22 protein-coding genes are annotated in these 23,860 nt (G+C 41.0%); 20 read left to right on the top strand and 2 right to left on the bottom strand.

The features are described from left to right. The first annotated feature begins 45 nt into the window (after positions 1 to 45). The 18 genes from NSQ61_RS08105 to NSQ61_RS08020 all read left to right on the top strand — a co-directional run bounded on the left by NSQ61_RS08105 (position 46) and on the right by NSQ61_RS08020 (position 19,860). Entirely contained in the window at positions 46 to 1,194 is a 1,149-nt protein-coding gene (locus NSQ61_RS08105; RefSeq protein ID WP_144598329.1) for an acyl-CoA dehydrogenase family protein, read from the top strand. Between the two features lie 20 nt (positions 1,195 to 1,214). After that, a complete protein-coding gene (locus NSQ61_RS08100; RefSeq protein ID WP_130158575.1) occupies positions 1,215 to 1,985 on the top strand; it encodes an SDR family oxidoreductase in 771 nt (256 codons plus the stop codon). A 220-nt stretch (positions 1,986 to 2,205) separates the two neighbouring features. Further along, complete coding sequence (locus tag NSQ61_RS08095) at positions 2,206 to 3,825, top strand: long-chain-fatty-acid--CoA ligase (RefSeq protein WP_066248718.1); 1,620 nt, start codon at positions 2,206 to 2,208, stop codon at positions 3,823 to 3,825. Positions 3,826 to 3,904: 79 nt separating this feature from the next. Further along, entirely contained in the window at positions 3,905 to 4,678 is a 774-nt protein-coding gene (locus NSQ61_RS08090; RefSeq protein ID WP_311067171.1) for an electron transfer flavoprotein subunit beta/FixA family protein, read from the top strand. 22 nt (positions 4,679 to 4,700) lie between these two features. Then, positions 4,701 to 5,681 (top strand): electron transfer flavoprotein subunit alpha/FixB family protein, encoded by a 981-nt coding sequence (locus NSQ61_RS08085; RefSeq protein WP_327855959.1) that lies wholly within the window; start codon positions 4,701 to 4,703, stop codon positions 5,679 to 5,681. A gap of 397 nt (positions 5,682 to 6,078) precedes the next feature. After that, the gene (locus NSQ61_RS08080) at positions 6,079 to 7,230 is read left to right on the top strand and encodes an acyl-CoA dehydrogenase family protein (protein WP_340806676.1); all 1,152 of its coding nucleotides are present in this window, start codon (positions 6,079 to 6,081) and stop codon (positions 7,228 to 7,230) included. Between the two features lie 108 nt (positions 7,231 to 7,338). Further along, positions 7,339 to 8,526, top strand: a complete 1,188-nt coding sequence (locus NSQ61_RS08075; RefSeq protein ID WP_066248708.1) for a thiolase family protein — start codon at positions 7,339 to 7,341, stop codon at positions 8,524 to 8,526. A 116-nt stretch (positions 8,527 to 8,642) separates the two neighbouring features. Further along, on the top strand, positions 8,643 to 9,821 hold the full coding sequence (locus NSQ61_RS08070) for an acyl-CoA dehydrogenase family protein (RefSeq protein WP_144598324.1): 1,179 nt from the start codon (positions 8,643 to 8,645) through the stop codon (positions 9,819 to 9,821). A gap of 80 nt (positions 9,822 to 9,901) precedes the next feature. Further along, positions 9,902 to 10,666, top strand: a complete 765-nt coding sequence (locus NSQ61_RS08065; protein ID WP_130158406.1) for a beta-ketoacyl-ACP reductase — start codon at positions 9,902 to 9,904, stop codon at positions 10,664 to 10,666. Positions 10,667 to 10,688: 22 nt separating this feature from the next. Next, positions 10,689 to 11,138 carry a MaoC family dehydratase N-terminal domain-containing protein gene (locus NSQ61_RS08060; RefSeq protein ID WP_066248701.1) on the top strand — a complete coding sequence of 150 codons (450 nt, stop codon included), beginning with the start codon at positions 10,689 to 10,691 and terminating at the stop codon, positions 11,136 to 11,138. Beyond that, a complete protein-coding gene (locus NSQ61_RS08055) occupies positions 11,135 to 11,536 on the top strand; it encodes a MaoC/PaaZ C-terminal domain-containing protein (RefSeq protein ID WP_130158402.1) in 402 nt (133 codons plus the stop codon). Before NSQ61_RS08060 ends, NSQ61_RS08055 begins: the two co-directional genes overlap by 4 nt. Before the next feature lie 244 nt (positions 11,537 to 11,780). Beyond that, a complete protein-coding gene (locus NSQ61_RS08050) occupies positions 11,781 to 12,950 on the top strand; it encodes a thiolase family protein (RefSeq protein ID WP_063386879.1) in 1,170 nt (389 codons plus the stop codon). 592 nt (positions 12,951 to 13,542) lie between these two features. Beyond that, positions 13,543 to 15,213: a long-chain fatty acid--CoA ligase gene (locus NSQ61_RS08045; protein ID WP_340806671.1), complete on the top strand. Its 1,671-nt coding sequence runs from the start codon at positions 13,543 to 13,545 to the stop codon at positions 15,211 to 15,213. 53 nt (positions 15,214 to 15,266) lie between these two features. Further along, the gene (locus NSQ61_RS08040; protein WP_340806670.1) at positions 15,267 to 16,133 is read left to right on the top strand and encodes a branched-chain amino acid ABC transporter permease; all 867 of its coding nucleotides are present in this window, start codon (positions 15,267 to 15,269) and stop codon (positions 16,131 to 16,133) included. Continuing rightward, the gene (locus NSQ61_RS08035; RefSeq protein ID WP_340806668.1) at positions 16,130 to 17,134 is read left to right on the top strand and encodes a branched-chain amino acid ABC transporter permease; all 1,005 of its coding nucleotides are present in this window, start codon (positions 16,130 to 16,132) and stop codon (positions 17,132 to 17,134) included. Before NSQ61_RS08040 ends, NSQ61_RS08035 begins: the two co-directional genes overlap by 4 nt. 2 nt (positions 17,135 to 17,136) lie before the next feature. Then, on the top strand, positions 17,137 to 17,901 hold the full coding sequence (locus tag NSQ61_RS08030) for an ABC transporter ATP-binding protein (protein ID WP_063386883.1): 765 nt from the start codon (positions 17,137 to 17,139) through the stop codon (positions 17,899 to 17,901). Further along, complete coding sequence (locus tag NSQ61_RS08025) at positions 17,894 to 18,601, top strand: ABC transporter ATP-binding protein (protein ID WP_066248684.1); 708 nt, start codon at positions 17,894 to 17,896, stop codon at positions 18,599 to 18,601. The genes NSQ61_RS08030 and NSQ61_RS08025 overlap by 8 nt, the downstream gene beginning before the upstream one ends. Before the next feature lie 53 nt (positions 18,602 to 18,654). Then, positions 18,655 to 19,860 carry an ABC transporter substrate-binding protein gene (locus NSQ61_RS08020; RefSeq protein WP_340806663.1) on the top strand — a complete coding sequence of 402 codons (1,206 nt, stop codon included), beginning with the start codon at positions 18,655 to 18,657 and terminating at the stop codon, positions 19,858 to 19,860. A gap of 180 nt (positions 19,861 to 20,040) precedes the next feature. Here NSQ61_RS08020 and NSQ61_RS08015 read toward each other — a convergent pair whose 3' ends face one another. Continuing rightward, positions 20,041 to 20,784, bottom strand: a complete 744-nt coding sequence (locus NSQ61_RS08015) for a DUF3784 domain-containing protein (protein ID WP_242009367.1) — start codon at positions 20,782 to 20,784, stop codon at positions 20,041 to 20,043. A gap of 220 nt (positions 20,785 to 21,004) precedes the next feature. Between NSQ61_RS08015 and NSQ61_RS08010 the strand changes: the two genes are divergently transcribed. Then, positions 21,005 to 21,802 carry an ABC transporter ATP-binding protein gene (locus NSQ61_RS08010; protein ID WP_144598553.1) on the top strand — a complete coding sequence of 266 codons (798 nt, stop codon included), beginning with the start codon at positions 21,005 to 21,007 and terminating at the stop codon, positions 21,800 to 21,802. Positions 21,803 to 21,943: 141 nt separating this feature from the next. Here NSQ61_RS08010 and NSQ61_RS08005 read toward each other — a convergent pair whose 3' ends face one another. Then, a complete protein-coding gene (locus NSQ61_RS08005) occupies positions 21,944 to 23,281 on the bottom strand; it encodes a 5'-deoxyadenosine deaminase (RefSeq protein WP_327855952.1) in 1,338 nt (445 codons plus the stop codon). Positions 23,282 to 23,457: 176 nt separating this feature from the next. On the opposite strand from NSQ61_RS08005, the gene NSQ61_RS08000 reads away from it, so the two are divergent. Then, positions 23,458 to 23,826: a Na-translocating system protein MpsC family protein gene (locus NSQ61_RS08000; protein WP_063386888.1), complete on the top strand. Its 369-nt coding sequence runs from the start codon at positions 23,458 to 23,460 to the stop codon at positions 23,824 to 23,826. The last annotated feature ends 34 nt before the right edge of the window (positions 23,827 to 23,860 follow it).

Genomic DNA, 23,860 nt, shown 5'->3' with positions numbered 1-23,860 from the left:
CTTATTGCTTATAAAAAAATGAAAACTTGTTGAGGAGGAAACTGCATGCTTGAAACAACGATACAGGAAATCGACCAGATGAAGCAAATGGTGAAGCAGTTTGTGGACAATGAAGTGGAACCATATGCTCAACAAATAGAAGAAGAGGATCAAATTCCCCAACATATCATCGATCAAGCGAAAGAACTGGGCCTGTTCGGAATCAGTATTCCTGAGGAGTACGGCGGGATCGGTTTAAATACGCTTGGTAAAGCGATCGTTCTTGAGCAGCTTGGTCGTACGCATAACGGCTTTGTCAGCATGATAAGTGCACATACAGGAATCGGTAGCACAGGATTAGTGAAGCTCGGTTCTGATGAATTAAAAAGAAAATATTTACCAGCAATGGCGGCCGGAGAAAAAATAGCCTGTTTTGCCTTGTCCGAGCCTGGGGCTGGTTCGGATGCTACAAATATTTCAACAAGGGCGGAAAAGAAGGGAGATTACTGGGTTTTAAACGGAATCAAACATTTTATAACAAATGCCCCGATAGCTGATATTTTTACCATTTTTGCGGTAACGGATAAGGAGAAAGGAGCGAAAGGAGGGATTACAGCCTTTGTCGTTGAAAGGGATTTTCCTGGATTAATCATAGGGAAAAAAGATAAAAAAATGGGATTAAGAGGATCTCATACAGCACAAGTCATTTTGGAAAATTGCATAGTTCCAGAAGAAAACGTTATTGGCGAGGTTGGCAAAGGGTATATATCAGCCTTAAAAATTTTGGCAGAAGGACGGATTGGGCTGGCGGCCAGGTCGGTCGGCTCGTGTGATAAGCTTATTGAGCTGTCAGCTGCCTATGCAAAAGAAAGAATCCAGTTTGGGAAGCCGATTGCTCATTTTCAAGCGGTTCAATGGATGCTTGCGGATATGGCGACAGAAACAGAAGCGGCTCGAACGTTAACGTTAAAGGCCGCACAGATGGTGGACGAAGGGAAAAACGTGATGAAAGAAGCAGCAATGGCCAAACTATTTGCTTCTGAAGTCTTTAACCGTGTTGCAGATCGCGCTGTCCAAATTCATGGCGGGATGGGGTATGTATCGGAATATCCAGTTGAACGGTACTACCGGGATGCCAGAATTACAAAAATATATGAAGGAACCAACGAGATTCAAAGAATCATTATCGCAAGAAAAATTCTCGAAGAAGTTTAAGGAAAGGCAGTGAATGGCTTGTGCTAAATAAACTTTTTCATATTCGCGATCAAGTGGCCGTCGTTACCGGCGGCGGGACCGGGCTAGGAAAACATATGGCAGAGGCTTTAGCAGCATCAGGCTGTCATGTGGCGATTTGTTCCCGAAAGGTTGAAAATTGCAGGCAAACAGCTGAAAACATTCAAAAACAATACAATATTCACGCGAAAGGGTATCAATGCTTCGTTCAAAATGAAGAAAGCGTCCTGCAATTTATAACCGAGGTGATCAATGATTTTGGCAAAATCGATATTTTAATCAACAATAGCGGCACAACTTGGGGAGCCGATGTTGAAGACATGCCGCTTGAGGCTTGGCAAAAAGTGATCGATGTGAATATAACAGGTACTTTCCTCATGTCGAAAGAAGCAGGCAAGCATATGATTAAACAACAATATGGAAAAATTATCAATATTGGTTCTGTTGCCGGATTAAAAGCTGAATCTCCTGAAATTTTAAATGCGACCGGTTACAGCGTAAGCAAAGCAGCCATTCATCATTTTACAAAAGAGCTAGCCCGTAAGTGGGCAAAGCACAACATTCATGTTAATGCGATTGCTCCGGGATTTTTCCATACAAAAATGACAGATTATACCCTTCGCCAAAAAGGAGACGAAATAAAAAAACGTAACCCGTTAGGAAAAATCGGTGATACGGATTCATTAAAGGCTTTGGTGCTCTTTTTTGCAAGCCCTGCCAGCAATTATGTGACAGGCCAAATTGTCGCAATTGATGGAGGCAGTTCTCTGTAAGAACGGGGAACTGTTAGATGCTTTGGTTGAATCGGATTCAGGTGGGAAGCTTTTGGCAATTTTGTTTCGAGATAAGAGGAAAAGAAGTGCCTTCTAACGAATTAATTTTATGAAAATTCAGAAAAAATAACAGCATAGATGTGAACAGTTTTGAACGTTAAGGGTCATAAACTGAAAAGAAGCTATTTGTCTTCAATAAAAAGCGCAGGAGGTTGCAATTTTGGAATTGCTAGAAGGACGCCCGTGGAGCAAATGGTATAAAGATCAACCGTCAACATTCAATTTTCCAGAAGTATCTTTATACAATTTTTTGGAGCAAACTTCAAAGCGATTTGGCAAAAACATTGCCGTCATTTTTGAAAATGAAGAAATCACTTATAACGAGTTAAAATGCCGAGTCGATCAACTAGCTGCAGCATGGAACGAAATGGGGCTTCAAAAAGGGGAAAGAATCGGGTTAATGCTTGCCAACCATCCTCATTATATTATCTCATATTACGCAGCACTTGCATTAGGTTTAACCGTTGTGCAAATTAATCCATTTTACACGGTTAGGGAGCTTTTGCAAATTATCGTTGATTCACAAATCTCATATATAGTGGCTGATGAAAACGCTTTAATAAAAATAAAAGAAGCAAAACACATATATCCTTTTAAAAAGATCTTCGTTTCTCAAAAAAACACGGAAGAAAAAGATCGGCAATTTATCGATTTGAAAGCCTTAATAGATTATTCTAAACAGCTTGAAAAATGTACGGATGTCCAAGCAAAAGAGGATGTGGCAGTGATTCAGTATACTGGCGGGACTACAGGGAAAATGAAAGGTGCGATGCTGACACATTATAATTTAACCTCCAATGTCATTCAAAGTTATTTGATGTATGGCGATAAAATGATTTTCGGAGAAGAAATCATTTTGACGGCAATCCCTTTGTATCATGTTTATGCGATGACATGTGCGATGAATTTAGGGATTTACATTGGTGCCAAAATACTGTTGTTCCAAAAGTTTGACGTTCAAGATATTCTTGAAAAAATACAGAAATATCGGCCAAGTCAATTTCCAGGCGTTCCGAAGATGTATAACGCATTTGTCAATCACCCTGACATCGATCAATATGATTTAAAAAAACTAAAAGTTTGCACTTCAGGTTCAGCACCTTTGCCGGTGGAGGTGTTAAGACGTTTTGAAAAGCTGACAGGAGCGGCAATTGGTGAAGGGTACGGCTTGTCCGAAGCTTCGCCGACCACCCACCGCAATCCGCCATTTGGAAAACGGGTAGTTGGAAGCATCGGCATTCCGTTGCCGGCTACAGATTGCAAAATTGTCGATGAAAATGATCATGAGCTAGGTCCGAAAATGATCGGGGAGCTCTTAATTAAAGGGCCGCAAGTGATGAAAGGGTACTGGAACAATGAGGCGGAAACCAAACAGGCTATTCAAAACGGATGGCTTTATACAGGGGATTTGGCCATGATGGATGATGAAGGATATTTCTATATTGTCGGCAGAAAGAAAGAAATGATCATCGTTGGCGGATTTAATGTATATCCGCAAGAAGTCGAAAGCGTTTTATATGAGCATCCAAATGTAAAAGAAGCAGCAGTTGTCGGGATTCCTCATCAAAACGAAGGGGAAATCGTGAAGGCGTATATTGTTCCGAAACATAATAGCGAAATGGACATTGAAGAATTAAAAGGATTTTGTTATGCCAAATTAGCAAGATATAAAGTGCCAAAAGAATTCGAGATTCGTGACAGCCTTCCGAGAAATTCGGTTGGAAAACTATTAAAAAGAATATTAGTAGAAGAGGAAAAATCACAGAAAAGAAATGTTTGAAGCTTTTTAAAAAACGATCAGCTGAAAAATTGGCAGCGGTCAGCACACTAAGTTCTAAAAAAAGACTGGAGTGATAAATATGAACATATGCGTTTTGATCAAACGAACGTTTGATACGGAAGAGAAAATTATATTGACTGATGGAATCATTCAGGAGGAAGGAGCAGAATTTATCATCAATCCATATGACGAGTACGCCATTGAAGAAGCCATTCAAATTCGCGATGAACAAGGCGGAGAAGTAACAGCTGTTATGGCTGGAAATGAAGACGGTGAAAAGGAATTGCGTACAGCTCTTGCAATGGGGGCAGATAAAGCAGTTCTCATTAAACTTGAGGAGGATGTTGAGGATGGAGACCAATGGACGACAGCAAAAGTTCTTTCAACCTATTTAGAAGGAAAGAACTATGACCTTATTTTAGCCGGTAATGTAGCGATTGACGGCGGAAGCGGCCAAGTAGGACCTCGCGTTGCCGAACTGCTTGGAATACCTTATGTAACAGCGATCACAAAGCTAGAAATTGACGGAAGAAAAGTAAAAATTGAGCGTGATGTCGAAGGGGATGTAGAAGTGATTGAAGCGTCGCTTCCTTTGCTGGTCACCGCTCAACAAGGATTGAATGAGCCCCGTTATCCATCTTTGCCAGGCATTATGAAAGCAAAGAGAAAGCCGCTGGAGCAATTAGAATTAGATGACTTGGATTTGGAAGAAGATGATGTCGAGCCAAAAACGAAAGTATTAGAAATCTTCTTACCTCCTAAAAAAGAGGCGGGCAAGATATTAAAAGGTGAATTAGAAGATCAGGCAAAAGAACTTGTTTCATTATTAAGAAGCGAAGCAAATATCATTTAATCACGACAAAGGGGAGATGAGGATGGCAAGAAAAGTAATCGTTTTAGGAGAGATCCGCGATAAAGCGCTGCGCAATGTTTCGTTTGAAGCAATTGCAGCTGCAAAAGTGTTAGCAAACGGAGGAGAGGTTGTTGGAATTTTAATAGGTGAAAAAGCAGCAAATCTTGCTTCAGACATGATAGCCTATGGAGCGGATCGGGTGGTAGTGGCGGAAAATGAAAAATTTAAGCATTATACTCCTGATGGGTATGCTCAAGCGCTTATGGCAGTGATTGAGGAGGAAAAACCAGAAGGAATTGTCTTCGGTCATACGTCACTAGGAAAAGATCTTTCACCGAAAATTGCCGCAAAATTAAACGCAGGGCTCGTCTCTGATGTAACAGCTATTGAGGCAGACGGTGACAATATCACCTTTATACGACCCATCTATTCGGGAAAAGCATTCGAAAAGAGAGTGGTAACAGAGGGGATTATGTTGGTTACTGTTCGACCAAACAATATAGCGCCATTGGAGAAAAATGAGGAAAGAACAGGTAAAGTTGCTTCCATATCGGTTGAAATAAAAGACTTGCGCACGATCGTAAAGGACGTCGTTCGAAAAGCTGCTGAAGGTGTTGATCTTTCAGAAGCAAAAGTAATTATCGCCGGAGGTCGTGGAGTGAAAAGTGCAGAAGGTTTTAAACCGCTCCAAGAGCTTGCGGAAGTATTGGGAGGAGCTGTCGGGGCATCCCGCGGAGCTTGTGACGCTGGATATTGCGATTATTCGATGCAGATCGGCCAAACTGGCAAAGTAGTTACACCTGATTTATATATTGCCTGCGGAATATCTGGAGCGATTCAACATTTAGCCGGCATGTCCAATTCAAAAGTGATTGTCGCCATTAATAAAGATCCGGAAGCAAACATATTTAAAGTGGCGGATTACGGAATTGTCGGTGACTTGTTTGACGTGGTCCCAATGTTGACAGAGGAATTTAAAAAGTTAAAGGTCCTCAGTTTCTAAACCGCATTAAAAATTTGGTTTTCCTGAAGATCGGAATTTCCATTCAAAAGTCTTGTGCTGTTTTTAGCAAAGCTGCCATGAAGAGAGAGAGGATTAGGGAAAATCTCTATATGCTAGATAGTTATTCGGAAAACGGGTGCGATTCGCAGCATGAAGCATGAAAGGAAAGCGTTTTTAAAACGTTGAAAGGTTTCCCTCATGGAATGAATTTGTCTTGTTGGCACTTTTGATCAAACGGCTAACTTGTTTGCATGTATTGCAAGCATCTTGGGTGAACCGTTTCTATGACAGAGTGAAGCTGACAGAGATGGACGATTCGGCTTCATCCAACCGGTTTGCTCGAATAAACCATCAGTGAAGAAAGCTTTAAATTGGGGACAAAAGAGGTGGTGAAAAAATGGATTTTCAGCTGGATGAAGAAATCGAATTGTTAAAAAGAAATGTGCGAGATTTTGTTCAAGCAGAAGTCGAAGCAGTTGCGAAACAAATTGAAGAAGAAGATAAAATCCCCGAACATATTGTGGAAATGTCCAAGGGACTGGGCTTGTTTGGATTAAGCATCCCCGAAGAATACGGCGGGCTTGGAATCGGGATGGTGGGGAAATGTGCTTTATATGAAGAAATTGGCGCCACCCATAACGGTTTTACAACATTAATCGGAGCACACACTGGCATCGGCACAGTCGGAATTGTCGAAATGGGCAATGAAGAGCAAAAGAAAAAATACTTGCCAGCCATGGCGCGGGGGGAGAAAATAGGAGCATTTGCTTTGACGGAGCCAAGCGCTGGTTCCAATGCAACCAACTTAAAAACGACCGCGATCAAAAAAGGAGAAAAATATATTTTGAATGGCACAAAGCATTATATAACAAACGCTACGGTAGCGGATGTTTTCACCGTCATGGCCGTAACAGACGCATCTAAAGGATCAAAGGGAATCACTTCCTTTATCGTAGAAAAGGACTTCCCCGGCTTTCGTGTTGGAGCAGTTGAAAAGAAAATGGGGTTGAAAGGCTCTCATTCTGCTGAAATTATTTTAGAAGATTGCGAGGTTCCAGCTGAAAATATTTTAGGGGAAGAAGGCCAAGGATATGTGAATGCATTAAAAATTTTAGCGAATGGGCGAGCCGGATTAGCAGCCAGAAATTTAGGATCTTGTCAAAAGCTTTTAGACTTATCCGTTCAATATGCAAAAGAACGCATTCAATTTGATGTTCCGATTATTGAACACCAGGCTGTTGCTCACATGCTTGCAGAAATGGCAATGGAAATTGAAGCATTGCGTTCATTTACCTACCGTGTTGCGTGGATGGTAGATCAAGGAATGAAAGTGGTAAAAGAGGCAGCAATGTTAAAGCTATACGGGTCGGAAGTGTATAACCGTGTCGCAGATAAAGCTGTTCAAATTCATGGCGGTATTGGCTATATTTCAGATTATCCAATTGAAAGATTTTATCGAGATGCCCGGATTACGAGAATTTATGAAGGAACATCGGAAATTCAAAAAAACATCATTGCCCGCCAATTACAAAAGGAATACGGCCAATAACCATTATGGTCATGCTGTAAATGCAAGTGTTTCGAAACGGATAACAAAAGATTGCTGGAAAAATAATATAAAAAAATTTTAAAGCTGCTCTCCGGGGGAGGAACGTACATGGAGAACATAGTCATTGCCAGCGCTGTTCGAACAGCGATCGGCCGGTATGGCGGAGCATTAAAGGATATCAATTCCGGATTTTTGGCTAGTCATGTTATCAAAGAGGCAATAAAAAGAGCAAAAATCGGGCCAACCCAAGTAGATGAAGTGATTTTAGGCGAGGTAAGGCAAACGACGGAATCTTCAAATGTTGCCAGAGTCGCCGCATTGCGGGCAGGAATCCCTGAAACGGCAACCGCCTTTACTGTGAATCGTTTATGCGCCTCAGGAATGCAGGCAATCGCTTCAGCTGTACAGCAAATTTTAACAGGCCATGCGGAAATTGTCGTTGCCGGCGGCACGGAAAATATGTCAAGGGCGCCTTTCTATTTAAGAGGTGTTCGCTTTGGCGCGGGACAGCCGTATTTGGTAGATTCCAATACTGAGGCAGGTCAGCAGCCGAATGAAATCTATGGAGATCAGCTGGGAATGGGCATAACCGCAGAAAATGTTGCGGAAAAATATAATATTTCACGGAAAGAACAAGATTTATTTGCATTAGAAAGCCAAAAGCGCGCAGAGAGAGCCATCCAAGAAGGGAATTTTCAAGCTGAAATTGTTCCGATTGAAATCAACAGCAAGAAAAATTCGTTCATTTTTCATACAGATGAACATCCGCGCCCGAATACAACCTTGGAAAAATTGCAGCAATTAAAACCGGCCTTTCGTCATAACGGAACGGTGACAGCAGGTAATGCGTGCGGCAGAAATGACGGCGCGAGCGCCTTGGTCATCATGAGCGAAGAAAAGGCAAAAAGGTTGAACATTCAGCCATTAGCCCGGATTGTAAATTGGGCGCAATCAGGAGTATCCCCGGAAATTATGGGGATCGGACCCGTTCCAGCGGTGCAAAAATTGCTGGAGCGAACAGGAAAAAAGATGGAAGATATCGATTTAATCGAACTGAATGAAGCGTTTGCTTCTCAGGCGCTTGCAGTCATTCGCGAACTAAACCTTGACTATGAAAAAGTAAATGTGAATGGAGGGGCGATCGCTCTCGGCCACCCTTTAGGTGCGACCGGAGCACGGATTGTCACAACATTGCTTTATGAAATGATGCGAAGAAATAACCGATATGGTATAGCAACTCTTTGTGTAGGCGGAGGACAGGGAATGGCCATGCTGATTGAAAATTTGATCGTTTAAAAATCAACCGCTTCAAAGCTCCTGATTAAAATCCGCTGCAAAGGGATATGCATTCTGACCGGTAGTATAGGAGAATCAATAGTTCATCTTAATTGGAAAAGGATGGAGAGATTAACATGAACTTACGTCTATCTGAAGAGCAAAAAATGGTTCAAAAAACGATAAAAAAATTTGTTGAAAAAGAGTTAATGCCTTTGGAAAATGAAGTGCTCAGAAATGAAAGGGAAGGAAAGCCCAGCCTTCCGCCTGGCAAGCTTGAAGAGCTTCAGCTGAAAGCGAAAGAAGCTGGTTTTTGGGGAATTAACACACCAGCCGAATACGGAGGAGCAGATTTAGGAAATGTTATGCTGGCGATCGTCTATATGGAGGTTGCGAAAACGTTTGTACCATTTAAATTTGGCGGTTCAGCAGATAATATTCTTTACTATGCAAATGAAGAGCAAAAGAAAAAATATTTAATACCGACGATCAATGGGGAGAAGAAGTCATGCTTTGCCATGACTGAGCCAAGTGCAGGGTCAGATACACGAAACATAAAGATGACTGCCGTAAAAGACGGCGATGAGTGGGTGCTGAACGGTGAAAAAACGTTCATCACTGGCGGAAACGAAGCAGACTTTGTCATGGTCATTGCCATTACAGATAAAGAAAAGCATAAAGAATCCAATGGCCGTGAAGGGGTTACATGCTTCATTGTTGATCGAGAAATGGGGTGGAGATCAGAGTATATTCATACGATGGGAGAATGGGGACCGGCCGGGCTGGTGTTTGAAAATGTTCGCGTCCCGGAAGAAAATATTTTAGGTGGATTGCATAAAGGCTATAGCCTTGGACTGGAATGGATCGGCTTTGCTAGATGGGTCGTCGGAGCAAGAGCAGTCGGAGCAGCTGAACGTCTTTTGCAAATGGCGATCGACTACGCAAAAGAGCGCATTACTTTTGGAAAACCGATTGCTGAAAGACAGGCCATTCAATGGCAAATTGCTGATTCAGCTGTTGAAATCGAAGCGGCAAAATGGCTGGTATTAAATGCTGCCTATACTCTTGATCAAGGAGAGGATAATCGGCATTTAGCTTCCATGGCGAAGCTGTTTGGCGCAAATATGGGGAATCGAGTAGTGGATCGAGTTTTACAAATTCACGGCGGAATGGGATATACAAGAGAATTGCCAATTGAAAGATGGTACCGGGAAGCAAGGCTTTGGAGAATTTATGACGGTACAGATGAAATTCAACGTATGATCATTGCAAGAAACCTTTTAAAAGGACATGTAAAAATCGGTCAATTTATTTAACCATTCATGAAACGTCACTTTAATACAAATTTAACCGGAAATGACGAAATTTTTCGAAAATATGGTTAGGAGGAGCAGAAATGGCTGGTCGATTTGATGGGAGAGTTGCTTTTATAACAGGAGGAAGCCGTGGGATCGGCAAAAGCATTGTCGAGCTTTTCGCTGAGGAAGGAGCAAAAGTGGCATTTATTGATCTAAATGAGGAAGCGTTAAAGGCCACAGCAAATGAACTGAAAGAAAAGGGATTTGAGGTTTTTGCAAAAGCGGCGGATGTGACTGATCGAGAACAAGTGGAAGGTACGATGGAAGAGGTCGTGAATACATTCGGTTCGATAGATATTCTTGTCAACAATGCCGGTGTCATTCGAGATAATTTATTGTTCAAGATGACAGATTCTGATTGGGACACCGTGATGAATGTTCATTTAAAAGGTTCTTTTTACTGCGCACGGGCTGCTCAAAAATATATGGTTGAAAAAAAATACGGACGGATTGTTAATATTTCATCGACTTCCGCTCTCGGCAACCGCGGCCAAGCAAATTATGCAACAGCAAAAGCAGGGATCCAAGGATTTACCAAAACGCTTGCCATTGAGCTTGGCAAGTTTGGGATTACGGTAAATGCGGTTGCGCCTGGATTTATTGAAACTGATATGACGAAGGAAACAGCTAGAAGAATCGGCGTGCCGTTTGAGCAGTTTGTAAGCGCTAGAGCTGCCAATATACCTGTAGGCAGAAGCGGAAAGCCGTTTGATATTGCAAACGCGGTAGCATTTTTTGCAGATGAAAGATCGTCTTTTGTGAACGGGCAAGTGTTATATGTAACCGGGGGCCCGAAAAACTAGAAATCGACGGGGGTGGTTCCAAATGTTTGAACAGCATATCGGAAAGTGTTCTAACAAGGTAAAAAATATCGTTGAAAGAGGTGCTGTAAAGAAATTTGCCGAAGCTATCGGAGATCCTCACCCGATTTTCATCGATGAAGAAACAGGAAAAAAATCACGCTATCAACGCAATATTGCACCGCCGACATTTCCGAGAGTATTTGATTTTGGGGTAATTGCCGGATTGAATCTGCCGAAAAAAGGGCTAATTCATGGTGAGCAGGTGTTTCATTATGTACGGCCGTTAATAGTAGGAGAAGAAATTTTTTGTTGGTTAAAAGTGGAGGATTATGTAGAGAAAACGGGAAAGAGCGGTAAAATGGGATTTTTAGTCCTCAAAGGCTTTGGAGAAGATCCAACCGGTGAAATAATTTTTACTTCTAAACAAACGATTATTATTACGGAAGCGGTTCGAAAGGAGATGATCGTTTGAACAGCCTGTCTGATTTACAAGAGGGGAAGTCATTACAAGTCATTCAGCTCAAACCTGTTTCAAGATTAGATTTAATTAAATACGCTGGAGCTTCAGGCGATTATAACCCGATTCATACAATAGATGAAGAAGCAAGAAAAGCTGGTTTGCCGGGCATTATAGCACATGGCATGTGGACAATGGGGAATCTGGCAAAACTTTTTACCCCTTATTATCATGAAGGGTTTGTGAAGGATTATTCTGTAAGATTTATAGGGAAAGTGTTTCTAAATGATGTGATCACGTTGAAAGCGACATTAAAAGAAAAATTCGACCAACAATACCGTTTTGATGTGGCGGCCGTAAATCAACATGACAGCGAAGTCGTAAAAGGAGAGGTCATCTTTTCGAAATATTAAAGAGAAAGTTTGAGGGGGCCCTACATTACTGTCAAAAAGTTCACTATTGTTGGGATCAGCAGACCAAAACGCATTAATGTAAGTTTTCGCTTGTTCTAAAGTGCAGTACGTAAACTTCTAATGTATGAGGAAAAAGCTGCCGTAATACGTTTTTACAATCTAAGCTGGCTGACATAGATTCAAGTTTTTTCAAAAGCTTTAAACTGCAAGGTGAAAGAAAGCTTATAAAGGAGGCGTGAGATTAGTGAAGAGAGATGCCGTGATTGTTTCGGCGGTACGTACAGCAATAGGAAAACAAGGCAGTGCACTAGCTTCTGTTCCGGCACACGTGCTTGGAGCTGAAGTGATAAAAGAAGCGGTAAGACGGGCTAATATTCGACCAGATATGATTGATGATGTGATTTTTGGAAATGTATTAAGCGGCGGCGGGAATATTGCCAGGCTGACTGCACTGCAAACAGGTTTATCGATTAAAATTCCCGGCGTAACCGTTGATCGGCAATGCGGTTCTGGCATTAATGCGGTAAACCTTGCCTCGCAGGCAATCCGGGCTGGAGACGGGGATGTGTATATTGCCGGCGGAACCGAAAGCATGAGTCGAGCGCCATATTTAATGGACCGGCCGGAAAAACCATATAGTCCGAAGCCTCCAAGCTTTCGGAAGTCCCAATTGTCACCAAAGGAAATTGGTGATCCGCCAATGGGAATTACTGCAGAAAATCTTGCGAAAAAGTATGGGATCAGTCGTGAAGAACAGGATGCATTCGCTTTTAAGAGCCAGCAAAAAATGGCCGCCGCCATGAAGGAGGGGCGGTTTGACGAGCAAATTGTTCCGATAGCCATCCCTGTCAAAAAAGGAGAGCCGATCGTTTTTCAAACGGATGAGCATCCTCGTCCTCAAACGACGATGGAGGCTTTGTCAAAGCTGCCGCCGGCTTTTTTAGAAGGCGGAACAGTTACGGCTGGAAACAGCTCTGGTTTAAATGATGCCGCTTCAGCATTAGTTGTTATGTCAAGGGAAAAGGCAGAGGAATTAAGTTTAACCCCGTTGGCAGCCATTCGCGAGTATGCTGTAGCTGGAGTAGATCCAAATATTATGGGGATTGGACCCGTTCCAGCAACAAAAAAGGTGCTGAAAAAAGCAGGACTGACTTTGGACGATATCGATCTCATTGAAATAAATGAGGCGTTTGCCGCTCAAGTCATCGCATGCGACAGGGAGTTAAATATAAACCCTGAAAAATTAAATGTAAACGGCGGAGCGATTGCTCACGGCCATCCGCTTGGTGCAACGGGCGCGATCTTAATCACAAAAGCTGTCTATGAACTGCAGCGAACAGGAGGAAGGTATGCTTTAATAACAGCTTGCATCGGCGGGGGACAGGGAATTGCAACGATTATCGAACGGGAATAACAAAAGTAAAAACTGCCTCTCTTCGCCTCTTAATAGAAAAATGAAAAAATTTTCAAGGCAATAATCAAAACAAGTATTCAAGAAACGGTTCATTTGATAGGTGTGGCAATGAGATTATTTTGTTAACAAAGAAGAATTGTTAAAAATATTTGCATCAGTTCCATTGAAAATCTATTGAAACTAAAGAAGAAATTGAGGTGCACCGTAAATTTGCCTGAAATCGCCTATAGGCATATTACAACAATTTCCTAAAAAACATGCGTCGTTTAGCTTCCACAGCATTGAAAGAAAGGGGAAACGAGGTCAAACATTGATTGAAATCGGAATGCAAAGAGGATTAAAAAGCATTTTCCGCAGTGGGAATTTGCAATTTCACGGGTGACAATTGATTTTATTCTGAAGGGGAAAGCTTCGGAGGAAAACTTGCAAAATTTTATTTTAAAAGTGTTAAATGGGCAGATGTTAGATATTTAAAAAGATTTCCCCTTTCTTTTTGCCAATAATCAATAGAGTTTTTTTTAGATAAAATATTAATCATTGTTTTTTAAATTCTTATGCTTTCTTGAATATATTTCATGAAGGAGTGGTCCGTTTGCTGACACTTCATCACAAATTTTGGCCTAAACTTCCGAAATCGTTAACGGTTCCGGAAACTTCTATTTACGAAAATTTAGAAATAACAGCAAGACGCTATCCTGATCATGAAGCTATCTATTATTACGGCCGTTCGATCACGTATCGCCAACTGGATGAAGAAGTAAATCGAATAGCTGGTTTTTTACAGCAAAAATTCAATGTATTAAAAGGAGAACGAGTTTTATTGTTTATGCAAAACTCCCCGCAATTTATCATTGCCTACTATGCAATCATAAGAGCAAATGCAGTTGTAGTTCCCATTAACCCTATGCTGACAACAAAGGAGCTGGAGTTTTATATTCGAGATGCTGAAATAAAAACTGCCATTATCGGTCAGGAATTAAATGAAAAGGTTGAACCGCTGCTCCACAACACATCTCTTACGAAGCTTCTCATCGCAGCATACTCGGATTATGTTGGAGTTGGGTTTGATGGCAAGCTGCCAAAAGAAGTGAAAATGCCTCCAATTCGTTTTAACAGTTATAACCAGTTTCTATGGATGGATGCCATTCAGGCGAATGATATTCCAGGTGAACATTTTGCCTTGCCTGAAGATTTAGCAGTTATTCCATATACATCCGGTACTACTGGTGTGCCAAAAGGTTGTATGCATACGAACAAGACCGTCCAAGCCAACATTGTTGGAGGATATTATTGGGCTCGGGCAACAGCAAATACGGTTCATCTTGCAACTTTGCCAATGTTTCATGTCACAGGCATGATCATGGGCATGCATTTACCAATTTTTTCAGGAAGCCGGATCGTGATCATGACGAGATGGGATCGAGAAGCAGCAGTTGAGCTGATCAAAAGCCAAAAATGCACTCATTGGGTTACGATCAGCACGATGCTTGTTGATTTCCTTTCCAATCCTAGCCTAAAAGCGGAAGATTTGATTTCCTTAACTTCTATTTCAGGAGGAGGAGCGGCTTTTCCTGAAGCGCTGGGAGAGAAGCTGTATAAAATGACGGGACTGCATTTTATCGAAGGATACGGTCTTTCTGAAACCATTGCGCAAACGCACTTGAATCCTTCTGACAGGCCAAAATGGCAATGTCTCGGCATCCCGACTTTTGATGTGGATGCTCGCATTATTGATCCGGAAACACTGCAAGAACTAGGAGTTGGCGAAGTAGGAGAAATTATCGTTCATGGTCCGCAAGTGATGGTCGGCTATTATAACAGAGAAGAAGAAAATCGCAAAGCCTTTATCGAATTGGATGGAAAAACATTTTTTCGAACAGGGGATTTAGGACGTTATGATGATGATGGATATTTCTTCATTGTCGATCGAGTCAAACGAATGATTAATACATCTGGATTTAAAGTATGGCCGTCTGAAATTGAGTCGTACCTTTATAAACATCCAGCTGTTAAGCAAGCATGTGTAATCGGAATTCCCGATCCGAAAAGAGGAGAAACTGTTAAAGCCTTTATCGTTTTAGAGGAAGGTTATGAAGGAAAAATAAGTGTTGACGATATGATTGAATGGTCAAAAAAGCATATGGCTGCTTACAAGTATCCTCGCTATGTTGAATTTAGAAAAGAGTTGCCTGTCACAGGCAGCGGCAAAATTTTATGGCGCCAGCTTCAAGAGGAAGAAAAGAAAAAAACGGCGGGTAACTAATTTGTCGCAATTTGTTGTAAGCAATGTTTTCATTCTGCGAAAGGGGGAGAATGATGGAGATTTTAGCGCAGCAGATCTTTAATGGACTAACGGTTGGAAGCGTTTACAGTTTGGTTGCTTTAGGATTAACGTTTGTATACGGCATTTTGCATATCCCTAACTTTGCCCACGGAGCCCTTTATATGATGGGGGGATATATAACATTAACCATGATGACAAAATTTGGGCTGTATTATTGGATTGCCATCATGATTTCCATGGTAATAGTCGGGCTGATGGGAGTGCTGATGGAGCGGTTTATTTTTTATCCGTTAAGAGATGCTCCGCCGATACAGGATAAAATAGCCGCAATCGGAATTCTCCTGTTTCTTGAGGCGTTTGCCCAATTTGTTTGGGGGGCTGACTATCAAACAATGCCGACCCCATATGGTCAGGTGGTCTCCGTAATGGGGTTAACGTTCACCATGCAAAGGCTTCTTATTATTATCTCTACCGTTGTCGTGATGATATTACTGTTTTTATTCCTGAAAAAAACGTTCATTGGATCTGCTATTATTGCGATGTCCCAAAACCGAGAGGGTGCTCATTTAGTCGGCATCAATACAAACAAAATGGCAATGCTTACTTTTATGATTTCCGGAGCGCTTGCTGCGATTGCAGCTTCTTTGTCATCCCCTATCAATCTTGTCTTTCCGGGGATGGGCCATCTTGTGATCTTAAAAGCGTTCGTCATTATTATTATTGGAGGGATGGGGAGCATCCCGGGAGCGATTATTGGCGGATACATTTTAGGGTTTGCTGAAAGCTTAGGGGCAACATATATATCGAACGATTATAAAGATATTTTTGCTTTTATTCTCCTCGTTCTCATCTTAACATTTAAGCCGACCGGATTATTCGCAAAGGGGGGACATTCATGACAGCTCGTTTCAAACAAAAAGCTGTTGTATTGAGCATTGTCCTCCTTGCCCTTTTGCTTCCGTTCATCATTCAAAATGATTATTTTTTCCATATCATGACGCTGTCATTTATTTGGATGATCGGAGTGTACGGCTTAAATTTAATAGCTGGCTATACGGGATATTTGTCTTTGGCGCACGCAGGCTTTTTTGCTATCGGAGCTTACTCGCTGGGGATATTAACGGTAAAATTCGAGATTCATTATTGGCTGGCCTTTTTTCTTGCATGTGCGATCACATGCATCATCGGGTTGGTCATCGGCCTTGTTGCCTTACAAACAAAAGAACACTTTTTTGCCATTTATACGCTATGTGTTGGCTATATAATTTATCTCGTGATTGATAAATGGGAAAGTTTAACAGGCGGAGTGAGAGGTCTGATTGGGATTCCTGTTCCGCCTGATCTTGGCCCTATCTCGTTCCGTTCACCCGTCAGTCAATATTATTTTAACTTATTTTTCCTGCTTGCTGCTATTTTCATGATGTACCGGATTGTTCATTCGCTGACAGGAAGAACGTTGATCGCCATTCGAAACAGTGAAGAGCTGGCCCGAACGATCGGAATATCCACAATGAAAAATAAATTGGTTTCCTTTGTCCTTTCAACTTTTTTTGCTGCATTGTCGGGAATTTTGTATGCATCCTTTATTCGTTTTCTCGGTCCAGATATAAGTTATATAACGATGACATTTGATTTTTTAATCTTTCTTCTTGTCGGCGGAATTGGAACTCTTTCCGGTCCGATTGTTGGAACGCTGTTAATTGTTTGGATTTCTCAGCAGCTCCAATTTCTTCAAGATTATAGAATGCTAATTTTTGGCCCTTTATTAACCTTGTTAATTATTTTCTATCCGAAAGGCATTGTCGGTGGAATTTTCAGTTGGAAAATGAAAATGCAAGAAAAAAAGAAGCGTCTTTCAATGTCTGCTAAGTCAGCCACACAAAGAGCGGAGGAGGGATAACATTGTTTTTGGAAACCCGCCAGCTAACGAAACAATTTGGTGGTCTTGTAGCTGTAGATCATGTGAATTTTTCGGTTGAAAAAGGAAAAATCAATGCGATCATTGGTCCCAACGGCGCAGGCAAATCGACTTTCTTCAACTTGATCAGCGGTTTTTATCCGCCGAGCTCAGGACAAGTGATGTTTAAAGGGCAGGACATTACTCGTCTTCCTCCCAACAAAATTGCCAAGCTTGGAATTGCCCGTACGTTTCAAACAACCCATCTTTTTGAACAGGCAAATGTATTGGATAACGTTTTGATCGGGTTTCGTTTGCGAACAAAATCCAATCTGATTGATGCGTTATTTCTTACAAAGCGGTTAAAGAGGGAGGAGGAACAATCGAAGGAAAAAGCGTTCGAAGTTTTAAAGTTTGTCGGATTAACCAATATGGAAAATAAGATCGTCGCCAACATTTCGCAGGAAGAGAAAAAAAGAGTGGCGATCGCGCTTGCACTTGCAACAGAGCCGGAAATCATTTTTCTAGATGAGCCTGCTGCCGGCATCAATCCGGAAGAAACGGAGGGGCTGGCAAACTTAATCGAAAAAATCGTTCAACATAACATTACCGTTTGTTTGATCGAACACAAAATGAAAATGGTGATGAATTTGGCTCATAAAATAATGGTTCTGAATCATGGGAAAAAAATTGCAGAAGGAACACCTGAAGAAATACAAAATAATGAAACAGTCATTAAGGCTTATCTTGGAGGGAGTGCCATTGCTTAAACTAAAGGGTGTTTCCGTTCAGTACGGAGCATATAAGGCTGTTAGAAATGTCGACATCGAAGTGGGCAAAGGTGAGATTGTAGTTTTATTGGGTTCTAATGGTGCCGGCAAAAGCACAGTTTTCAAAACGATCGGGGGCTTACACAAGTGTACAGAAGGAGAAATTATGTTTGAAGGAAAGAGAATTGATCAAAGCTCCCCGGCTCAGATTGTCAAAACAGGCATTGTTCAATGTGCGGAAGGCCGCAAATTATTTCCAAGAATGACCGTATACGAAAATCTTATGATGGGCGCGTTTATTCACCGCAAACAAAAAAAAGAGATTGAAAACACATTACACGAAGTTTATGAGTTGTTTCCGATTTTAAAAGAAAAACGAAACGATTTGGCAGGTTCTTTAAGCGGCGGACAGCAGCAAATGTTAGCGATTGGGAGAGCGTTAATGTCAAAACCGAAGCTTATGCTCCTTGATGAACCGTCAATCGGGCTCGCACCGATCATCGTTGCCCAAATGTTTGAAGTGATCAAACAGATTAACAAGACCGAAACGACGATTTTACTTGCTGAGCAAAATGCTAATGCAGCGCTTCATATTGCACATAAAGGCTATGTACTTGAAAATGGCTCCATTGTCGTCGAAGGTTCATCAGAGGAATTGTTTGCTGATGACAACGTAAGGAAGGCATATCTCGGTGCATAAATCATTTTTTAATTTATTGAAAATTAAGAAAATAAAACCGGAGGGAAAAAAATATGAAAAAAATGAAACGTCTTTTTGCTGCGGGGCTTCTGCTCATAATGATGGTTAGTTTAGCAGCTTGTGCGGGCTCTCAAACAAGCCAATCTACTGGCGGCCAGAAGGAATCATCAAGCAAAAGCGAAGAAGGAACGGTAAATATCGGCTTTAGCGGTCCTTTAAGCGGACCGGCTGCTTTATATGGAGAACGGACACTGAACGGCATAAAAATGGCCGCAGAAGAAATTAATAACAACGGAGGATTTGAAATAAATGGAAAAACCTATAAATTAAACATCGTCCCTCTTGACGACAAATATTTGCCGAATGAAACAGCCTCTAATGCCAAACGGCTTCTTCAAGAATATAAAACACCTATTATTTTTACGCCGCACAGCGGTGGAGTGATGGCGCTTCAAGTATTTAATGAGACTGAAAAGTTTTTGATTGGTGCCTATACGAGTGAACCGGATGTAACTGATGCCGGGAACTCCCTTACGATCGGCATACCGCCGCGTTATGACGGCTACGTGGAACCTTTTACAGATTATGCTATGAAACGGTTTGGCAAAAAATTAGCCGCTCTTCCGCCGTCTACACAATATGGGAAAGACTGGGCAAAAACTTTGCTTCCACAATGGGAAAAGAAGGGCGGAAAGGTTGTATATCATTCATCCATTGATTTTTCAAAGGAAACCGACTTTTTCACCATTGTCACAAATGCTCTTAAAGAAAAACCGGATGTTCTATTTATAGGCGGAGCTTCAGAACCTACCGCAAAAGTGGCAAAGCAAGCTAGAGAGCTAGGATTTAAAGGCGGATTCATTATCATGGATCAGGCAAAACTGGATTTTATGGAAAAAATAACAGGTTCCTATGACGTATTAGAAGGTTCTGTTGGAGTGCTGCCGCTCGTAAAATCTAATGATCCGGGAGCGCCGGCATTTGCCGAAAACTATCGAGCAAAGTTTAAAGATGAACCTAGCTCTGAATCAGGGCTCAACTATATCGCTACGTATATTTTCGTTGAAGCGATGAAAGCGGCAAAAACTGTTGACGATGCGGAAGCTATTCGCAAACATATGCAAGATGGACTGGATAATCTGCCAAAAGACAAACGCGTATACGAGATTCCATCAATCGGTGATGACGGAAGATTGGAAGTGAAACGAAAAATCGCGGTAGTAGAGGATGGTCAAATTGTTTTAAAAGTAGTAGATTAATAGGTTTTCCGATAGGATTGAGCAATGATTGAAAATTTAAGAGGCTTCCTGAATGGGGAGCCTCTAAATACATGTTCCAATGCACTGTTAATGAATATTCGGATATCGGGCATGAAAAAGAGAATTGCTGTAAAGTTTCCAGTTATATATTTATAGATCAGGGTTCCATGTGCACTATTATCATTCGCTTATCTTTTCCAGTAATTGGTCATACAGCTTTTGCGTTTCGTCCCTGTCTTTTTGATTCAAAATGATATAATCATCATCTTTTTCGATATATACATACGGTGCACGCCCTTTGTAAACAAACAATTTTCCTCCTCCACCGTATGGCTCTTTTAGCCGAAAAGATCCTTTCAAACGATCAAAAGCCGCAAAGCCATTACTTTTGGCAACGACCTCGGGAAGTTCATCCAACAGCTTCACACGGTCAATCTCATCAATCGGCCATTCCACCCCATATAAACCCGTTACCTTCAACTGTCGGTCATTTATGATCACATCATGCTCCTTAAGTCCCAAATAGCCTAAAACGATAACGAATGTGATCACAATAGCCGCAACAATTCCGGTAATCCAATAATATTTTTTCCGTTTATGCTTTAGTTCATATTTTTGTACATAGATCGAACCGCCGAGCAGTACGATGAGAAACAGCAGCATGCCTATTTCAAATCCATATGGGATTTGAAAAAGTGCTAAAATGACCGAAATGAACAAAATGATGAACGTATAAAACAGCAATCTACCAATTGCCTGCGGATAACCATTTTCAATTAATTGCTGCTGTTCTTCTTCTGGTCTGTTGTAGAAGCCCGATATTAAGCTGTAATCTTGCTTCTTTACGACTAAATACGTCAGGCCCCCGTGTATGATAAGTGTGAACCCCATAGTGATTAAAAAAACGATCGTATCTGTTGACACAATGGTTCCCCCTTACGCTTTACAAAACATTTTGATTATTTCTACGGTTTTATCTTACAAATGTTTCACTCGCATAAATACCTAATGGAACTAAACCAATCTGAAGAAAGAAGAAAACACTTTTGATGGAAAAATCAGATTTTTCAATGATCCTCTCTTCCCTTCAACAGAAATTTTTGGAATAATAATTATAATGTAACGTATGGAGAGGAGCAAGCGTATGGTGATTGCACTTGAAAATGTTTCGCTCATTCGCAACAAAAAATATATTTTGGAGAATATAAATTGGAATGTTGATGAAGGCGAGCATTGGTGTATTTTAGGAAGAAATGGAGCGGGGAAAACAGCATTGCTCAATTTGTTAAACGGCTATTTGTTTCCTTCAAAAGGAACGGTTTCCGTCATTGGATTTACTTTTGGAAAGGCAGATTTTCGCGAGGTTCGAAAAAAAATCGGCCTTGTCAGCTCATCGCTCCAAGAAAAAATTTACGGACATGATCTTGTTGAAGAAGTTATTTTGAGCGGAAAATTCGCGTCAATCGGCTTATATGAAACACCGGATGAACACGATTTAGAAGAGATGGGGTCATTGATGACGCTATTCGGGGTGGAAAAACTAAGCGGGCGTACATATGACAGCCTTTCCCAAGGTGAAAAGCAAAAAGTGCTGATTTTGCGGGCGCTTATGCCTCAGCCGAAGCTCCTTATTTTAGATGAGCCGTGCAATGGTCTTGATATATTGGCGAGAGAAGAACTTTTAGGGCTGATTGAAACAATTGCCAAAAGGCCAAATGCGCCAACGATCCTGTACGTGACGCATCATGTTGAAGAAATTTTGCCTTGCTTCACCAATTCCCTGTTATTAAAGGAAGGAAAGGTTTTTGCTGAGGGAAGAACAGAAGAGCTGCTTTCAAGTGAACGATTGTCAGACTTTTTTGAAGCAGGCATCGTGGTGGAAAATTTTCATGGCCGATATTATGCGAAGCTTTTGCAAAACAATCATAATAGATTGTCATAGGGAGAGTGGGGCTGTCCAGAAAGTCAAATCCCCATTGAAAACAAAAAATCATAAACACCGATATATCAACGTTTCTAAAACATTAATGGGGGCGTCAATAAGCCGTAAAAACGACTTATTAGACACCCCCTTTTTCGGATTTCAGTGGAAAACTGCTTTTTCTTTTTTGAGCATTCTTTTGATCGAGCGGTCTGCTTCTCTTAAAACAATTTCTTTGTCGAGTGTTTTTATTTTTTTGTTTTCCATTATAATCTCCCCATTTATAATGGTTGTTTCTACATTATCCCTTGAAGCAGAATAAACGATCCGCGAAATCGGATCTGCCTCAAAGGAAGGGAAAGTATGAAAATGATGTAAATTTAGAATCACTAAATCTGCCTTTTTGCCGATTTCAATACTGCCAATCTCTTTTTCCAATCCGACCGCTTTTGCCCCGCCGATGGTCGCCATTTTAAATACCTCTTTTGCTTTCATTGCGGAAGGGCCGTGTTTCGGCTTTTGGATGAGGGCAGCAAGCTTCATTTCCTGAAACATATTTAAATTATTGTTGCAAGGTGCTCCGTCTGCGCCTAAGCTTAACGAAACTCCCATTTCCATCAGCCCGGGAATATCCGCAATTCCTGAAGCTAATTTTAAATTAGACCCGGGGCAATGGCTAACATTTACTCCTCTGTCTTTAATGATTTTCTTTTCTTTTTCATCCAGCCAGATGCAGTGCGCCAAAATCAATCGTTTATTGGCAAGTCCAAGATAGTCAAGATATTCGATATTTCGCATCCCTGTCTGCTGTTCAACCAGTATGATTTCTTCCTGATTTTCCGCTGCATGAGTATGAACTTTTACTTGATATATTTCAGAAAGCCGTTGAACTTCTTTTAACAGTTCTTCTGTACATGAAAGGACAAATCGGGGAGAAAAGGCATATTGAATTCTTCCGTTTGCAAACATATGCCATTTTTCAAGCAAATCAACGCTTTCTTGGAGAGAATCAGCTGTTTTTTCGCGAAGCTCCATTGGCACATCGTCGCCACGATCCATCATCACCTTGCCTGATAAAGCTCTGATTCCGCTTCCTGCAATCGCTTGAAACGCTGCTTCTGTATGGTGAACGGTTTCCATATCGACAATCGTTGTGGTCCCGCTTTCAATCAATTCTCCAATGCCGAGCAATGCAGAATAATAGATCGATTCCTCATCATGTGCTGCTTCCAATGGCCAAATTCGTTTTTTCAGCCAATCTAACAATTCTAAGTCATCCGCCCGTGAGCGGAAAAGTGTCTGACATAGGTGAACATGGGTTTGAATGAAGCCCGGAATGACGGTCTGATTTTCTGCATTGATGATTTGATCGGCGTCACATGCAAGATTTTTCCCTATGTTGCTTATGATGCCATTTTCGATGAAAATATCTCCCGTGAAAATTTCATCCGCATGATTCATCGTAATAATTTGTGCGTTTTTGATCAACAGGCTCTTCATATTCCTTTCTCCTTGCTATAAGTATTGAAATTCATTCTAAGAATGTATGCAGGTAAATTCAATAAAAGTGTAAGAATTTATGACAAAAATAAAAAAATGTGGAAAAAAACTTAACAAAGAAATAATCAAACATTTTGAAAAATTGTAAAATCATTTTTAAGAAAAGAGGTGGTTTTTTGAAAGACAAAAGCCTTTTGACAGAACAGAGGCAATCATTAAAAAAAGATATTGCGAGAATTTACAACGAAGTAAATAAAGAAATTTTTCAAACAGGTGTGATTCAACTGCGAGTTGAAGTAACGGATGAAAAAATTTTAATTTTCGGGTTGCATAAACGGGATCCTGCTTTGCAAATTCTTGAAAAAGTAGATGGAGCTTTGACAATGTGGGCAGATTCGTTATTAATTGATGAATTTAAAAAGCGATTTAAATATAAAATGGAAACAATTGTCGGACTAAACGTTTTTTCGGTTTTAAAAGATTATGATCCTTCCACTGGCTCAGCATGCATGACAATTATTCTTAAAAAAAATGAGTTAGCTTGAAGGACGTTTTCCGTCCTTTAGGCTATCCATAGAT

It is taken from the genome of Aeribacillus sp. FSL K6-1121, from assembly GCF_038003725.1.
Lineage (GTDB): Bacteria > Bacillota > Bacilli > Bacillales > Aeribacillaceae > Aeribacillus > Aeribacillus composti.
The sequence above is the reverse complement of the archived record's forward strand: the minus strand, read 5'-3'. Positions and strand labels throughout refer to the sequence as shown.

Excerpts from the sequence above, each read along its gene's own strand:
- NSQ61_RS08105 (WP_144598329.1), top strand. The coding sequence starts at position 46 with ATGCTTGAAACAACGATACAGGAAATCGACCAGATGAAGCAAATGGTG.
- NSQ61_RS08090 (WP_311067171.1), top strand. The coding sequence starts at position 3,905 with ATGAACATATGCGTTTTGATCAAACGAACGTTTGATACGGAAGAGAAA.
- NSQ61_RS08085 (WP_327855959.1), top strand. The coding sequence starts at position 4,701 with ATGGCAAGAAAAGTAATCGTTTTAGGAGAGATCCGCGATAAAGCGCTG.
- NSQ61_RS08080 (WP_340806676.1), top strand. The coding sequence starts at position 6,079 with ATGGATTTTCAGCTGGATGAAGAAATCGAATTGTTAAAAAGAAATGTG.
- NSQ61_RS08075 (WP_066248708.1), top strand. The coding sequence starts at position 7,339 with ATGGAGAACATAGTCATTGCCAGCGCTGTTCGAACAGCGATCGGCCGG.
- NSQ61_RS08070 (WP_144598324.1), top strand. The coding sequence starts at position 8,643 with ATGAACTTACGTCTATCTGAAGAGCAAAAAATGGTTCAAAAAACGATA.
- NSQ61_RS08065 (WP_130158406.1), top strand. The coding sequence starts at position 9,902 with ATGGCTGGTCGATTTGATGGGAGAGTTGCTTTTATAACAGGAGGAAGC.
- NSQ61_RS08060 (WP_066248701.1), top strand. The coding sequence starts at position 10,689 with ATGTTTGAACAGCATATCGGAAAGTGTTCTAACAAGGTAAAAAATATC.
- NSQ61_RS08040 (WP_340806670.1), top strand. The coding sequence starts at position 15,267 with ATGGAGATTTTAGCGCAGCAGATCTTTAATGGACTAACGGTTGGAAGC.
- NSQ61_RS08035 (WP_340806668.1), top strand. The coding sequence starts at position 16,130 with ATGACAGCTCGTTTCAAACAAAAAGCTGTTGTATTGAGCATTGTCCTC.
- NSQ61_RS08020 (WP_340806663.1), top strand. The coding sequence starts at position 18,655 with ATGAAAAAAATGAAACGTCTTTTTGCTGCGGGGCTTCTGCTCATAATG.
- NSQ61_RS08010 (WP_144598553.1), top strand. The coding sequence starts at position 21,005 with ATGGTGATTGCACTTGAAAATGTTTCGCTCATTCGCAACAAAAAATAT.
- NSQ61_RS08005 (WP_327855952.1), bottom strand. The coding sequence starts at position 23,281 with ATGAAGAGCCTGTTGATCAAAAACGCACAAATTATTACGATGAATCAT.